This window comes from Nostoc sp. (assembly GCF_036917775.1).
In the GTDB taxonomy this organism is placed as follows: Bacteria; Cyanobacteriota; Cyanobacteriia; order Cyanobacteriales; family Nostocaceae; genus Nostoc.
Window position 1 is genome coordinate 18185 of the sequence record NZ_JBALEQ010000028.1, and the last position, 14612, is coordinate 32796.

Genomic DNA, 14612 nt, shown 5'->3' on the forward strand with positions numbered 1-14612 from the left:
CCATACTAGGTTAGCACATTCGCTAGAGTGTTTGGTAAGGTCGATAAAATAGCGCTGCCCACTCAACAATTAGGAAGCGCCATGTTTGTATTTAACTCAGAAATTACAAATTAGTTAAACTAGCCCAAAAAACCTATCTACTAGCGTTCTTCCTCATCCTTGGGCTTGGGTTTTTGTCGTCTTTGTTCTACCTGCTCGTCGATAGTTTCTCTCATTTTGCGATCGGCAGCGTCCATCGCAGAATACTTAAAACGGTTGATTATGCCACTGAAGAAGTTGCTAAAAAATCTTTCAATTTCCTGCATAATTTAATACCTCGGTATTTAAAGGTAAATTCTTGACTTTACATTGGTCTTGGACTTTCTATTGGAAGTTGTCAATAAAACGCTAACCTCTGAAAATGACTGTATAAAACAGTTTCCTCAATCAAATTAGTACTGTTGAGATTTCTGAGATTGAAACGTGGTACACCCCATCTATTGTATTCTGTCTAAGGTAATAAATATAGCAACGACATAAGTAACAAATTGTTTACAGCCAGTATGTTACTGAATAGTATCAGGGTCTACATTGAGCGAGCGCAATTTAGCCTTCAACTTTTCTATTTGCAATTCTGCCTGTTCTGCTCGTTGACGTTCTTGTTCTGCTAGTTCTTCTGCTTGCTGTCTTGCTAAAACTTCCTGTCGTAAAGCTTCTGCCAGTTCATTTGGGATAAGTAATTTTTCCCCTGTATCCTCTCGATAAAACCCAATTAGCCTTCCCTCAACCACCAAGCGCAGTTGTAAGGGTTCACTCCGTCCATCTTGTATAGGTTCGTAGATTTCTCCCCGCAAGCGATAGCCACGTAACTGTTGTTCCACCCACTCACTTTTAGGGTCAAATAGCCAGTATTCCTTGACACCTAACTGCTCATAGAGAGTCTTTTTGAAGATTTCGTCTTGTCCCTTAGTCCCAAAGGATGTCATCTCAAAAATAACTGTGGGTACTTGACCCTCTTCCCAGATTTTATAGTTGTCTCGACCGCCAGGTGTAACATCAAAAATCACCATCACATCTGGGGCTACGCGCAACTTGGGAAAACCTTGTGCATAGTAAAGAAATTGATTTCCCAATACTGTTGCCTGACGATTTGCCAGATACTGTTTCAGGACTTCTAAGGTAGTTAGTAAAGCATAAAGGTGGTCGTAGGTTTCTGCCACTGGTTGACCATCAGCACTAGGGTAGAAGATTTCTGATTCGACACTAACAGGTACAGTAGCCGTCATGGTTTTAAACTCAGTGCTACGAGATTATTGTAGAACAACTCTACTTCTGCTTAACTTGAGATGTGCAAGCTTTTCAAAATATAACTAGATAACTCGCAAAATCCATCACCTTCGGCAGCATTGGTAATATAAGCAGGGTGATATTTCAACTGATTCATATATTCCAAAACGTTTGCCACGCCTACAGAAATAGGAAAATAACGCCGATCAAATAAACTTTCGTCATTGGGACTATCGCCAACAGTGATAATTTGTTCTGGCGAGTACTGGGGCAAATATTCGCGCAATACCTGCAACAATCCCACAGCTTTATCTTGCCCCTGGGGTTTAATGTGACACTGCACGTTGCTATAGGTAAATCCCCAACCCATTTGTTGACAAAGACTGTCTAAGATTTGTAGTTCATGTTGACTCAAACCAGCTACATCAAAAGTCCAGTCAGTGACGCGAAAGCGATTATCAGCAGATTCTTGGATTTGAGGAAATTTAGTTTGTAAATTTTCAAAAGTCGTAGTCAAGTGCTGGCGATGTTTAGCTAAATCGGAAACAGGTGTTAATACTACTGGTTTGTGATTCCCTGATGGAAAGTACAAACCACCATTTTCTGCGATCGCACCTGCTATCGGCATCAGGCTACTCAATCCACTCACCCACCCAGCAGAACGCCCTGTAACAATCAGCACCTTAATGTCAACTGCCGCTAAATCCTCTAAAGCTTGTAACAGTAGGGTAGTAAACTTGCCTCGTCTAGTTAGTGTGCCATCCATATCTGTGGCTATCAGACGAATATTGCTAAAGCTTGTAGATGAAACGTCAGACAGGGCAGGGACATTCTGGTGTCTGGACATACGCGGTTTTATAAAAACTGTTAAAAATATTAATGATACAGGAAGATGGCATTGAAAATTTGGGCATCCTAAACATCAGGAGTCAAGTTTTTCAGTTTTCCAACCATGCCCACTTCGATGTTTCTTGCCCAATCCTCAGGATCAAAGCCTAAAAAGGCATCCCAGGAAGTGCCAGCAAGTAATCCTCAAATACCAACGTTATTGTTGGTAACTTCTGGAGGACTGGCTTTAGTGGTGATTGCTTTGATTGTATATAGTAAACTCCAGATGGATAAGCTGGAGAAAAAAATTAAGTTTGAACAATTCCGCGCACGAGAATTAGAGAAAAAGTTTAAACTGGCGCTGGAAACGATTCGCAAAATGGAAACTAATCCCGATTTGGTCAACTCCCGGGACTTTAACCTAGATTATCTGCGAATGCGGATGTCAGAGGAAGTGTTCCATTTTGCAATCCTTAATCAAGTGAAGATTCAGATCAAAGAAAAAGTTACTCAAGCCCTGCGGCCAAATCAAGCCCAACAAGGATCTGTCGGAATTGCTAATAGCGCTGGACGGCAGGTAGATGAAATTTTTGATGTAGAGTATGAAACTGGTAGTCCAGGAAATTGTGCTAAACGAGTGCTGTTCCGCATTCAAGTCCGGTTAATGAAGTTACCAACGCAAGCAACTTCTGCGACTATTAGTCAAATTATTGACTGTATAGAAACTTACCTAAGTCCCATAGAAGATGAAGATAGTTGGCAACCAACAATTCAAGGTCGGATTGCTACTATGCATTGGGATCAAAAGGCCAAACCCACGCCTTTGCTGGTTCTGGAGCAATCAAATGAAGGCGTGAATGTGACTTTCCGTACTAATCGCCAACCAAATGCCCCAACTCCGTCAAGCCAACCTGGAATGAAAAAATCAGGCTCGGCTAGACAATAAATTATAGCTGTCATTGGTCATTAGTTATTGGTCATTTACTAACCATAAATGACTAAATGGGTGCATTTGAGGAATTACGAGTTAAAAGACCATCTTCCATTTCTACAATGCGATCGGCTATGTCTAAAATGCGGTTGTCGTGTGTCACCAATAAGATGGTGGTTCCCTGATTTTTGGCTAGACTCTGCATTATTTCCACAACATCGCGTCCTGATTGTTTGTCTAATGCTGCTGTTGGTTCGTCTGCTAGCACCAGTGGGGGACGATTCACTAAGGCGCGAGCGATCGCAATTCTTTGTTTCTGTCCACCAGAAAGATTATCTGGGTAGTAATCAACTCGTTCTTCTAGACCAACAGACCCCAGCATGGCTTTTGATTTAGCCATTGCTTCTGTTTGAGAAATATTATCATTCAACTCTACAGCCATCTGCACATTTTGCTTCGCAGTCAAGAACCCTAGTAAATTGTGAGCTTGAAAAATATAACCAATGTTGCGCCGCATTTGTACCAGTTTGTTTTGACTGACACCAACGAGTTCTTCACCTAAAAATTTTAAACTTCCCTCTTGTACAGACCGTAAGCCACCAATTAAGCTCAGTAATGTGGTTTTACCGGAACCTGATGGCCCGGTCATAATTACAATTTCACCAGGATAAATTTCTAGGTTGATATCAAATAATATCTGTTTTCTCAATGCGCCTTTGCCATAGTAATGATTGAGATTCTTAATGGCAATTACAGGTTCTTTTTCGATCATGTTTTTATTAGCTGTAAGTGGGGTTTTCAAAAACTAAGTTTTCTTAATTTTTAACTATATATCTATTTATTAATTATTGATTCTAGTTAATATTCAATTAATTAAAAAATATCTGCTGGATCTGCGGAACGTAATTTTCGGACTGCGATCGCACCGGAAATAATGCACATCAGCATAGTCAAAATTAAAACCATTACGGCACGGTCAAAACTCATAAAAACTGGTAAAAGTGTTGCATCTCTGGCACTTTGATACATAAATAAAGAAAAAACTATTCCAGGAAAGTATCCTAAAATTGCTAATAGCAAAGCCTCTTGAAGAATTACGGTTAATAAATAGTTTTGTGTATAGCCTATTGCTTTGAGAGTAGCGTATTCAGCTAAGTGATCTGCAACTTCTGTATAAAGGATCTGATAAACAATCACAGTTCCTACAATGAAACCCATGACAGTCCCTAATGTGAAAATAAATCCAATAGCTGTACTGTTTGCCCAATAATTCCGCTCAAAATCAATAAATTCCTGCTTAGTTAAAACATTTACCTCTTTAGGTAAATATTGTCGTAGTTCTTGAGCAACAACTTGAGCATCTGCTCCCGGTTTTAATCTAATCAGCCCAATATCAATTAACCCTTTTTGACGATTACTGAATATTCGTAAAAAGTTAATATCACTCGTAATTAAATTACCATCTGCACCGAATGATGCACCTAATGTGAATAGTCCCTCTACTTTAATGCGCCGCCTTCGTACTTCTGCCGTTACAGTCTTTCCTTGACTAAAATTAGCCGCAATAGGCCCATATTCTACCCGAGAAGAACGGTCAAATAAAACTACATCAGGGAGTTTAAGTTTCTCTAAGTTCTCCTGAACACCAGGTAAGTTAACTATGTTAGTTTCTGGGTTCATTCCAAAAATTAGAATACTCCGAGGACGACCTGTTATAGGATTTTTCCAGATTGTAAAGTCCAAATATATAGGATGTACTGATTGTACTGCGGGTAATTCTAAAGCTTTATATAAACGTCTTTGAGAAAAGCTTCTCATAGCCAATACAGCGCTAGATTGACTATTAATTAAGACAATATCGCCTTGTAAGCTGTTATGAAATCTAACGTTACTATAATATAAAGCATCCCGGAAGCCGAGTTGCATAAACATTAAAATATCAGCAAAAGAAATTCCTGCTAAAGCCACAGCTAGACGAGTTTTTTCCCTTGTCAGTTGTAGCCACGACAGAGGTATTTTTTGATTCATTTTATAGATATCCAAGCACAGCTATTATTGACAGCAGAATTCAGAATTTAGTAGTCAGAAACCAGATGTAGCAATTTTTTAATATCTGGCTTTTAAGCTTAATTTATCTATCTCACTTAATTACAAACTGCTGTAATTTGCCAGGCATTGTTTATAGAATATTTAAAGTTGATGAAACAGCCTAGATAAGAACATCTCCAATTCAAAATATCAAATTGAAAATTAAGATTACTGCTCATCTACAACTTAACTAGTTATTAATTTCAACAACAACTTTAGCGTAAGTTAAACCAGAAACTTTTTGGCTATCTTCTGGAGGCAAAGCAATTTTAACTTCTACGACTCTGGCATCCACATCTGCTGCTGGGTCTGTATTTAGCACGTCCTTTTTACCAATTTTTCTGCCAATTTCAGTGACAGTTCCCTTCAATTCGCCGCTAAATGCTCCATTATCGCTGCTGATAGTGGCGTTTTGACCAATTTGCACTTTACCAATGCTATCTTCGGCTACTTCAGCAATTACATACATTTGGCTAGTTTGGCCAATTTCAGCAATACCATTTGCCCCTATGGCTTCGCCTGACTTGGTATAAACTTTTAAAATCTCTCCAGCAATTGGTGCTTGAACGTAGCTTAACCTTAGTTGTGCTTCGGCTTTTCTGACATTTGCGATCGCATTACTAACTTGAGCTTGCGCTACTTGCACATCGGTAGGACTAACATCTAAAATTCTGCTTAGTTTGGCCTTTTCTTCCTCAATTTGTCTTTGCAAAGTTGCTAAAGTTTTGTCACGGTTAACTTTCGCTTCGATTAGCTGCTGTTGTAATGTTGCTAAATTTTGTATTTGGTTAGCTCTAGCCTCGGCAAGTTGCTGTCGTATGGTTGCTAACGTCTGCTTCAGGGTAGCTTGGCTTTCGGCCACCTGTTGATTAGAAGTTACTGCACTCAAGCGTCTGCGATCGCGCTCTTGCTGAGAAATCGCACCTTCTCGGTATAAAAAATCATAGCGTCCGGCATCAACTTGGGCATTGCGCTGTTCGGCTCGGACACGTGTAAGCGTTGCTCTGAGAGCTTCTCTTTGCCCACTCAGTTCAGCTTCTAAACGATTCACAGTTGCTTGCTGAACAAGTTTATCCCCACTTAACTGAGCTGCAATCCGGGCGATCGTCGCTTGTTGAGCATCCCTTTCTCCAACAAACTGCGCTTGTAGGCGAGCAACAACTGCTCTTTGAGCTTGAATATCTCTTGGAGATCCAGCCCTAACTTGCGCTAAATTCGCACGGGCTTCTTGCACTTTGGCTTTCGCTTCTTCTAGCCCGGCTATTTGGGTATCCCGGTTGTCCAAAATTGCCAAAATTTGGCCTTGCTTTACTTGTTCACCCTCTCTCACCAGAAGTTGCTGAATTCGTGACGATGGCGATAATCCTGATGATGGGGCGGACAATTTAACAACTTCGCCTCGCGGTTCCAAACGCCCTACAGCACTAATGCTATTGGTAGATGGCATTACGGGTACAGATGTAGTGAGTTTTCTCAGCTGCTCGATTTTGGCTGTACCTAGTATTCCAGCCGCAATTACTATTGGCACAGCTACAGCGATACCCCACCAAATCTTAGGTTGTTCTTGATTAAGTGCCTGCTCACTTGGCTTTGGCTTTTCAGTCACCCTTGACATAGTATGTTGCCCGTTTACCTGAATTGTGCTGATGGAAGTAAAAATAAAAGGGTTTTTAATCAACAGCCAGCTGCTTAGGACAAACAACAGTGCTTTAAAGCTGGGTATGGCTTAAAATCCATTGCGTGATGAACGCTCAACACTATGGTTTTGCAAAATGGTGTTTTCTATAGCGATGTCTGACGATAAGACGCTGACGCTCCTTCTCTGCGAGACGCTACGCGAACGTCGCTACCGCTTCGCTAATGCGTCTACGCTTGTACCCTACGGGTAGCAATACTTGTCGGGTTTTGGGGGAAAGGGACTTTATATATCGAGCTTTCCACTCCTTTTCCCTTTAACGAAGCAGTATTGCTAGGGGTAGCCACTATGCGTCTATGTATGCAATACATTGACCTCACTTCCATTCCTCTTGCCTTTTAGGAGAGAAGAATGGAAGCTTGCTTACTTACTTGAGTTTAGGTCTGTATTGAAACCGAGAAGCGCTATAGTAACTGGCTATTCAATAACTCTGAGTATTATTGAGACATGAGTGTAATGGAAATTAGCAGAATCAAATCTAGATATAGAGACGCGATATATCATGTCTCTACACAAAATCCCAAAATGGTATGATGCGATACTGTACTGCTACATCAACTACGGCTACGTTTGTCACAAAATTGACAAAAATAGACTGTTGCCTTGTTTGGATACAATCTTGCTACAAAAGTTAGTCTTCCTTAAGTGAATGAATGATTAACTAACTAAAAAATATCTATCAACTTGAGCATTCCTAACATCAGAGTTTCCTTAACTTTCTGGTCAATGAGTTAGCTGTCTCTAGTTGCTTGCACCTGCCAAGACAACCAACTATTTTGTGATATTTGCTTCAAAGACCTTACTACTCTCACTGTTGGCGTTTTGGGACTCCATTAAACTCTCGTTGAATGAATTCTACATTTATCCGTGACGCGAAAACGTAACAGAGCCTACAGATGGGGAGATGGGGGAATGATTAAGTTGGAAGGTCGAATAAAACTGTGGTCATATAATTTTCTGCCCAAACTGGACCAAAAGCTTTTTCTAGTACGCGGCGAGTTTTATCGTTTTTCTGCTGTTTGGTGCAGTAGTTTTGTTGTCCAGCGAGATTTTGTGTAACTTGTTCAACTGAAACAGGATGTGAGGCGATCGCTTGCATACAATGAATGTCTAAAAATTCTCGCACACGCGATAGAAACATTGCTTCTTCTTCTGGGGAACCGGGACGCACAAAGATGCAAAAATCCGAAAAAATATTTCCCCATTCTGGTAATTCACGGGGTTGGGAAAAGTTAAGCACTGGTAGCTGTACCAGTGCAGTAGTATAAGATTCTGGTAAGGTGCGCTCTAATTGGATAGGGGAAAGGTCTGCGATCGCTGCACTAATTTGACCTCTACCCCCAACTAAATCGCAACCAAACATCGGCAGGTTGTATTCTGGCCGGGGAAACATAACGCAGTGCAAAATATCCAGCATATTTCCGATTTTTGCCAGTTCCAAGTGCATCTTCCGAAACTGGGGCGTTTGATAGCAGCGATTTTCAATCGTCAGTTTTTCGCCTTCTAGTCTACCTTCCACATAGCCCAACTCATCAGGCAAATGGTAGGGCGATAGATCCAGGTGCTGATGCCAAGCTGCCTCAATACAATCAGCTAGCTGACGAATTAGGGGATGTTGTTGCTCACGCAGCGAGGGCATAGAAGTAAATGACATAAGCTAGTTGGGAATGCGAATCTAATGCCCAGTCTACAACCTGTCGTGCCACACCTGTGTGGTCTGCAATATAAGCAAACAGTTCCCCACAGCCAACGTAAAGTTATACGACAGATACTTTTCACAAAGATTATTTATTTTGTAGTCTAGATTACAGAAATAATTTTAGATTAGCCCATTTCTGAAGGCTAATAGAAAGCTATGAAACTAGATTCTCATAGACCAGATTTTGCTGTGCAACCAAGAAGGCAGAATCTGGAGGATTTAAATTGGGTAAAACTTTTGCAACTTCCTAACCCCTTTAGTTTTGACGAAGCACTTTTATTATGTCCGGTTTCAGCAGATGAGTGGCTAGCCTGGATTCCAGATCATGGGGAGGCAATACTCAATATTAGACATTTTTGCTACTAAGTATTTTTATACAGGTTTACTATTTGATGTTTGAAAATATACGTAGATGTGTTAGTGACAGCGTAACGCACCATTTATAAACGTAAGTTCGATAAACTTCTTCCTGCCTTGAACTTGTGTTCAAACCTGTTCCTCTTCGACTCTGAGAGAGAGGTTCTGTGTAGTAAAACCAGGGGGAGGTTTCAATATTTGAGGTAATTAGGCGGTTAGTAAATGAGCCGTCGGACTCACGTTTTATAAGAATTTGGTGCGTTCCGACGTTCCGTCTAACACACCCTACAATACCTAATTTTTTTCATAAATAAAATCGGATTCCTATTAGGATTATCTCAGTGATAACTATGAGAAAAATCTTTCCGAATCAAATTAAATGATACAGTTTTTTGCAGATCATTGCCAAAAAATTCCAACTTATCTGGTGATTTGATTCACAACAGATGTACTCTGAATACGCCATTTACCTCGTTCTCGAATCAAATCATACCGAACTCTCAATTTATCGTTAGAAGAGTTTTTAAACTGACCATTTTCATATAACTGCGTCACTTCATTGACCATAGCTTCTACTGCGGCACGATCTGCAAATAAACCAATTCTCTCAACCGATTCTATCTTCAAGCTATGGTCGAACTTGCGGTAGCGATTGTCTAACCTATTTTGTTGAGCAATCAACCGCCATTGAGATAAAGCTGAACCAGTTAAAATTTGCTCTAAATTATTAATTTCATGATTTTGCCCTAAAGCTTCGGCTTTGGTGGATAACCAAGTTTGAATAACTTTTTCTGCCTCTGCACTTGTTAAAGGGCCTTCTTCTAATCCTGGGTTACTATTTGGAGTGGGAATAGATAGCGGTGGTTGATTTATTTGTATAGACAACTGTGGATCACGCGGAGTAGGTTGAGGAAAAAACAGATTTTTTAACCATCCAAAAGTTGTTGTGGCTAATACCCAAAAAACTAATATGCTCACCAAAGAAATAAACACTCTCCATACCAGCCGTGTTTTCCCTTCTATGGTGTTCGCAAAAGTTCGCCGCCGTCGGGGACGACGAGAATGAGGACGATTATCTGGTATACGCTCTCGGCTAGCAGATGGAGTGGGTTTTCTCCGCCTCCGCTTTTGGTTATGACCAGATACAGCACTCTTACCTGAACCGTTTAAATGCTGATTAGTGCCTCTGCTCATCCTTTCAGCAGCAGGAACCTCTGATTTTATACTTCCAGATGAACTCCACATCTGTGGTGAGAAGTTTGCATATTCAGACGTTTCTCTTGTTGGTGTTTCTGGCAAATCTGGGTTAGGTACTCTGCTGTGATTAAATGAGGCTGAAGTCTTAGTTGAATTGTTATGAAAATGACTATTCTTTGCCTTGGACTGGGGAAAATACTGGGGGTTAATTACAGCCCATTCATTAGTTGTTTCGGCATCAGTTGGTAGTGCTTCTAAATAAGCTTGTACCTGTTGGTTAGCAAAATAATCTTTTAAAAAAGCTTGCTGGTTTGCTAAATCTCGAAAATGGGGAAAGACTTCGTGTTGCAGCCACTGTTCTGCATATAAACACAGCCCCGGTAACAAATCTGGAGAGTCTTGAGATTTTTCCCGAATAAAAGCTAAAGCTTCGTACTCCTGACTAAGTTCTAAAACCCGAGTTGCTTCTTCAGTTTGTCCCAATAGTAAGGCACATAGGGACTGTTCTAAATGTACATCTTGGCGCTTGCCCAGACGCACGAGCATTTGTCTTGCTTGACGAATTAAAGCAGGTTGCCGTTGAGCAAATCCTCGCGCTATCAAGGCATAAACAGCTAAATAAGTGGCAACAGCAGAAGAACGTTTGCTTTGAGCTTCAAATAATTTGTGCTGTTCTGCAACTGTTAAGTGGTTACGTAACTGCTGGATAAATCGCAGAAAGTCATCTATATTTAAACCCGATTCATCATTGTTCGTACCATCAATGCCGCCACGATCTTCTAAGAGATTTTGCAATAATTCTAAGCCTTGGCTTCGTTCAGCAGTCTTTTCTTGAGGTAATGCGAGCAACTCCAAAATTCGATATGGCCGCAATTTGTAAAGATCAGCCTGAATTTCTGCCTGGATACTGGAGAACAAACCTTCTCGTACTAGCAGTTCTTGACCAGTTTCTAGGGATATAGCGGCATTTTCGTAGTGACCTTGCTGCCACTGTTCCCGACCTAATTCTAGGCAGGCAAGAGCAACAGTGAGAACAACATCTGGGTGTTCAGCACTTTCATAAATTTCTTCGTCTGCTAAGTTATTGCTCTTTCTTGCACTTGTAGCACTATTTTTATTTACCAGGTACGGACGACCTAGTTTCAGTACAAGTTCATATTCCCCCAACTCTTGCAAAATTAATAAAGCGCCAACTAATTCGTCTTGGGTAATTTCGATACCAAGACTCTGGGTATCACTACCCCTTTTGGTGCTTTCTGTACGATTTTCCTGCGCTACTGCGGCAGCAGCAAGATTATCAGGGTCATAGGCGTGGGCAAGATAAAGCTGATCGTAGGTACTGCGTTGTTTTGGATCTGATAAAACCACGTAAGCTTCTTCTATGAGTTGTTTACGAGAAGAAATTGCTGCCTGAGAATACTCACGTCGTGGCAATTGTACAATGCGATCGCTGTACGCCTGTCGCAATTGTTCTTCACTTGCCGCTAACGGTAGTCCTAAAATTCGGTAGTAATCTAGCGGAATTCGCACAGCCTACTTCCCCTGCACCGTGATCAACATAATTCACCTAGAGCTTTCCAGGCCTGTAAAACCGTGCCATAAAAATGCCGTATAGAATTTACTCTACAAGTGTATATTGCAACAACTCGTTTTGTAACTTCCCGAAATTTTGAGTCACATTCTAGTACTAATTTTTTGCTTTCGCCTAGAAAGCCTCAATTGTTTGTCTTAATTCTTAGTATTTTTGTTTAACACGACTATTATCAGCCTTCGATACCACAAACCACAACTACCGCTTTTAATCACGGCATAAATGTTGTGGTTGCAAGAATCTATTGATAATTGATTTTTTTCGGACTTTCCCAGTATGAAGTAACAAAAATACTACTATTAGGGATTGGCCCTGATAACAGGAGAACAAAAATAATATCATAATTAACCTTTAATTACAATTACCTATTTGGGTATATGGACTTTTGCTTCATTTTTTCTAAATTGTTAATGGATATGCAGAAAGCAGTCTATCTTGATTGCTAGTCTATGAAAGGGAATATTCAGGAGTGCTGAGTTATGAGTAAGAAGTAATGAGTAAGACGTAGTACTTGTGAATTTTTTCCTAAGTACTCACTACTCGGAACTGATTTGATGCCTAATCGGTCTAATTATTACTTTTTACTCAGCACGGGCTAAACCTTAGCTTTCCGCTAACGTTACTCAGCACTGTTTTGGTCAGAGAGAAAAACCCAAAGCGACATATATTGTCCTTAGAGTCAAATCCTCACGGGGTAGGGGCTGAAAAATTAAAAATCAAAAATTAAAAATTCAGCTATTCCCTAAGACCCTTTTTTGGTGCATAAATAAAGTTTGATTGTTGAGTCCTACAAACGCTAGCCTGTTAAAAGCCGAGGTGTTATCAGACCAACTTATTTAAGACCGTAACTTTAAGTTGTACAACAGGGATACTCAAAAATAATGGTTCAAGAGCGTACTTTACCCACATTTAATCCTGCTACTACGCAAATTACTAAAGAAGAAGGATTATGGTTGTATGAGGATATGGTTTTAGGGCGCTTGTTTGAAGACAAGTGCGCTGAAATGTACTACAGGGGCAAAATGTTTGGTTTTGTCCATTTGTACAACGGTCAAGAAGCTGTTTGTACAGGTGTTGTACAGTCAATGCGACCAGGTGAAGATTACGTTTGTAGTACTTACCGCGACCACGTTCATGCTTTGAGTGCGGGAGTACCAGCAAGAGAGGTAATGGCAGAATTATTTGGTAAAGCCACAGGTTGCAGCAAAGGGCGCGGTGGTTCCATGCACATGTTTTCTGCGGAACATCGTTTGTTGGGTGGCTATGCTTTTGTGGCTGAGGGAATTCCTGTAGCAGCTGGAGCGGCTTTTCAAAGCAAATACCGCCGCGAAGTGCTGGGAGATAAAAATGCTGACCAAGTGACAGCTTGCTTTTTTGGCGATGGTGCAGCTAACAACGGTCAGTTTTTCGAGACGCTAAATATGGCAGCCCTCTGGAAACTGCCAATTCTTTTTGTAGTCGAAAATAATAAGTGGGCCATTGGGATGTCTCATGAGCGGGCAACTTCCCAACCAGAGATTTATAAAAAAGCCAGTGCATTTAACATGGTGGGCGTGGAAGTCGATGGTATGGATGTTCTAGCAGTCCGAGCCGTCGCTCAAGAAGCTGTAGCCCGTGCCCGTGCAGGTGAAGGCCCAACATTAATTGAGGCGCTTACCTACCGCTTCCGGGGTCACTCCTTGGCTGATCCAGATGAAATGCGGAGCAAAGCTGAGAAAGAATTTTGGTTTGCCCGTGACCCAATTAAGAAGCTGGCTGCTTATTTGCTGGAGCAAAATCTAGCGAATGAGGCAGAAATCAAAGCTATTGATCGTAAAATTCAGGATGTAATCGACGAAGCGGTTAAATTTGCCGAAAACAGCCCAGAACCAGACCCCAGTGAGTTATATCGTTTCGTGTTTGCAGAAGACGAATAAACAGTGCTGAGTTATGAGTGCTGAGTGCTGAGTAATTTTTATTCTGCTCAGGACTCAGCACTGGCTTAACGCTCCGCTATTGCTAATGGTACTCGGCACTCCACCTTACCCAGGACTAAAATTTGTGTTTAGCATTACAGTTCAACAGCAACAGTACAAGACCTATATTCTTTCTGACGAAAGTGCTGGTTCTCAATTGGAAGTCGTACCAGAACGCGGTGGTATCATCACCCGTTGGCGCATTCAAGGACAAGAAATTTTTTACTTAGACACTGAACGCTTTACTCATCCTGATTTGAGTGTCAGAGGTGGAAACCCAATTTTGTTTCCTATTTGTGGCAATCTCCCAGACAATACTTACACTCACAATGGGCAAAAATATACTCTCAAACAACACGGTTTTGCCCGTGAACTGCCGTGGAAAGCAACAGAACAGGAAACTGGAGATAAAGCTAGTCTCACTGTCGTTCTTGATAGCAATGAGCAAACTAAAGCAGTTTATCCTTTTGATTTTCAGTTGGCTTTCACCTACGAACTTCAAGGTAATACTTTAGAAGTCCGCCAGCAGTATAAAAACTTATCATCCACACCAATGCCCTTTTCGGCTGGTTTCCATCCTTACTTTTTGTGTGGTGATAAAACTCAGCTAGAGCTGGAAATTCCCTCTAAGCAGTATCAAGACAATCAAACTAAGGAATTTCACTCTTTTGACGGCAATTTTGACTTTAGCCGTGATGAAATTGATTTTGCTTTTGGACAGCTAACGAGTAAATCAGCCACTGCGATAGATCGTAGCCGGAAGTTAAAACTTACCTTGGATTATGATGATTTCTCTACCTACCTGGTATTTTGGACAGTCAAAGGCAAAGAATTCTACTGTCTAGAACCGTGGAGTGCGACTCGTAACTCTCTCAATACTGGTGATAACCTGACCGTGTTAGCGCCAGGAGCTAGCCATACAGCATCTGTAAGGTTGACTGCTAATTTTTTCTAAACCCCTTTACAAATCTACAGATGTATATGCTATGATTGCAAAGTTGCGA

12 protein-coding genes are annotated in these 14612 nt (G+C 41.0%); 4 read left to right on the plus strand and 8 right to left on the minus strand.

Annotated elements, in window-relative coordinates:
- Positions 1-140 precede the first annotated feature (140 nt).
- The 3 genes from V7K69_RS05445 to V7K69_RS05455 form a co-directional block, all read right to left on the minus strand.
- Positions 141-305, minus strand: a complete 165-nt coding sequence (locus tag V7K69_RS05445; protein ID WP_179073221.1) for a hypothetical protein — start codon at positions 303-305, stop codon at positions 141-143.
- 240 nt (positions 306-545) lie between these two features.
- The gene (locus V7K69_RS05450) at positions 546-1265 is read right to left on the minus strand and encodes a Uma2 family endonuclease (RefSeq protein WP_335032092.1); all 720 of its coding nucleotides are present in this window, start codon (positions 1263-1265) and stop codon (positions 546-548) included.
- Positions 1266-1315: 50 nt separating this feature from the next.
- On the minus strand, positions 1316-2113 hold the full coding sequence (locus tag V7K69_RS05455) for an HAD family hydrolase (protein WP_335032094.1): 798 nt from the start codon (positions 2111-2113) through the stop codon (positions 1316-1318).
- 105 nt (positions 2114-2218) lie between these two features.
- On the opposite strand from V7K69_RS05455, the gene V7K69_RS05460 reads away from it, so the two are divergent.
- Positions 2219-3040: a hypothetical protein gene (locus V7K69_RS05460; RefSeq protein ID WP_335032096.1), complete on the plus strand. Its 822-nt coding sequence runs from the start codon at positions 2219-2221 to the stop codon at positions 3038-3040.
- Positions 3041-3092: 52 nt separating this feature from the next.
- On the opposite strand, the gene V7K69_RS05465 is transcribed toward V7K69_RS05460, so the two are convergent.
- The 4 genes from V7K69_RS05465 to V7K69_RS05480 form a co-directional block, all read right to left on the minus strand.
- Positions 3093-3797, minus strand: coding sequence for a DevA family ABC transporter ATP-binding protein (locus V7K69_RS05465; protein WP_012411823.1), 705 nt, complete (start codon positions 3795-3797; stop codon positions 3093-3095).
- A gap of 101 nt (positions 3798-3898) precedes the next feature.
- A complete protein-coding gene (gene devC / locus V7K69_RS05470) occupies positions 3899-5053 on the minus strand; it encodes an ABC transporter permease DevC (RefSeq protein WP_335032099.1) in 1155 nt (384 codons plus the stop codon).
- 250 nt (positions 5054-5303) lie between these two features.
- The gene (locus V7K69_RS05475) at positions 5304-6728 is read right to left on the minus strand and encodes an HlyD family efflux transporter periplasmic adaptor subunit (RefSeq protein ID WP_335032101.1); all 1425 of its coding nucleotides are present in this window, start codon (positions 6726-6728) and stop codon (positions 5304-5306) included.
- A gap of 997 nt (positions 6729-7725) precedes the next feature.
- The gene (locus tag V7K69_RS05480) at positions 7726-8463 is read right to left on the minus strand and encodes a phycocyanobilin:ferredoxin oxidoreductase (RefSeq protein ID WP_335032103.1); all 738 of its coding nucleotides are present in this window, start codon (positions 8461-8463) and stop codon (positions 7726-7728) included.
- A gap of 201 nt (positions 8464-8664) precedes the next feature.
- Here V7K69_RS05480 and V7K69_RS05485 point away from each other — a divergent pair, with 201 nt between their 5' ends.
- Positions 8665-8874 (plus strand): hypothetical protein, encoded by a 210-nt coding sequence (locus V7K69_RS05485; protein ID WP_179073216.1) that lies wholly within the window; start codon positions 8665-8667, stop codon positions 8872-8874.
- A 411-nt stretch (positions 8875-9285) separates the two neighbouring features.
- On the opposite strand, the gene V7K69_RS05490 is transcribed toward V7K69_RS05485, so the two are convergent.
- On the minus strand, positions 9286-11592 hold the full coding sequence (locus V7K69_RS05490; RefSeq protein ID WP_335032106.1) for an IMS domain-containing protein: 2307 nt from the start codon (positions 11590-11592) through the stop codon (positions 9286-9288).
- A gap of 942 nt (positions 11593-12534) precedes the next feature.
- Between V7K69_RS05490 and pdhA the strand changes: the two genes are divergently transcribed.
- Complete coding sequence (gene pdhA / locus V7K69_RS05495; protein ID WP_114080372.1) at positions 12535-13569, plus strand: pyruvate dehydrogenase (acetyl-transferring) E1 component subunit alpha; 1035 nt, start codon at positions 12535-12537, stop codon at positions 13567-13569.
- 124 nt (positions 13570-13693) lie between these two features.
- Positions 13694-14563 carry an aldose epimerase family protein gene (locus V7K69_RS05500; RefSeq protein ID WP_335032144.1) on the plus strand — a complete coding sequence of 290 codons (870 nt, stop codon included), beginning with the start codon at positions 13694-13696 and terminating at the stop codon, positions 14561-14563.
- Positions 14564-14612 lie beyond the last annotated feature (49 nt).

Coding starts and splice junctions, on each gene's coding strand:
- V7K69_RS05445 (WP_179073221.1), bottom strand. CDS start 305: ATGCAGGAAATTGAAAGATTTTTTAGCAACTTCTTCAGTGGCATAATC.
- V7K69_RS05450 (WP_335032092.1), bottom strand. CDS start 1,265: ATGACGGCTACTGTACCTGTTAGTGTCGAATCAGAAATCTTCTACCCT.
- V7K69_RS05455 (WP_335032094.1), bottom strand. CDS start 2,113: ATGTCCAGACACCAGAATGTCCCTGCCCTGTCTGACGTTTCATCTACA.
- V7K69_RS05460 (WP_335032096.1), top strand. CDS start 2,219: ATGCCCACTTCGATGTTTCTTGCCCAATCCTCAGGATCAAAGCCTAAA.
- V7K69_RS05465 (WP_012411823.1), bottom strand. CDS start 3,797: ATGATCGAAAAAGAACCTGTAATTGCCATTAAGAATCTCAATCATTAC.
- devC (WP_335032099.1), bottom strand. CDS start 5,053: ATGAATCAAAAAATACCTCTGTCGTGGCTACAACTGACAAGGGAAAAA.
- V7K69_RS05475 (WP_335032101.1), bottom strand. CDS start 6,728: ATGTCAAGGGTGACTGAAAAGCCAAAGCCAAGTGAGCAGGCACTTAAT.
- V7K69_RS05480 (WP_335032103.1), bottom strand. CDS start 8,463: ATGTCATTTACTTCTATGCCCTCGCTGCGTGAGCAACAACATCCCCTA.
- V7K69_RS05485 (WP_179073216.1), top strand. CDS start 8,665: ATGAAACTAGATTCTCATAGACCAGATTTTGCTGTGCAACCAAGAAGG.
- pdhA (WP_114080372.1), top strand. CDS start 12,535: ATGGTTCAAGAGCGTACTTTACCCACATTTAATCCTGCTACTACGCAA.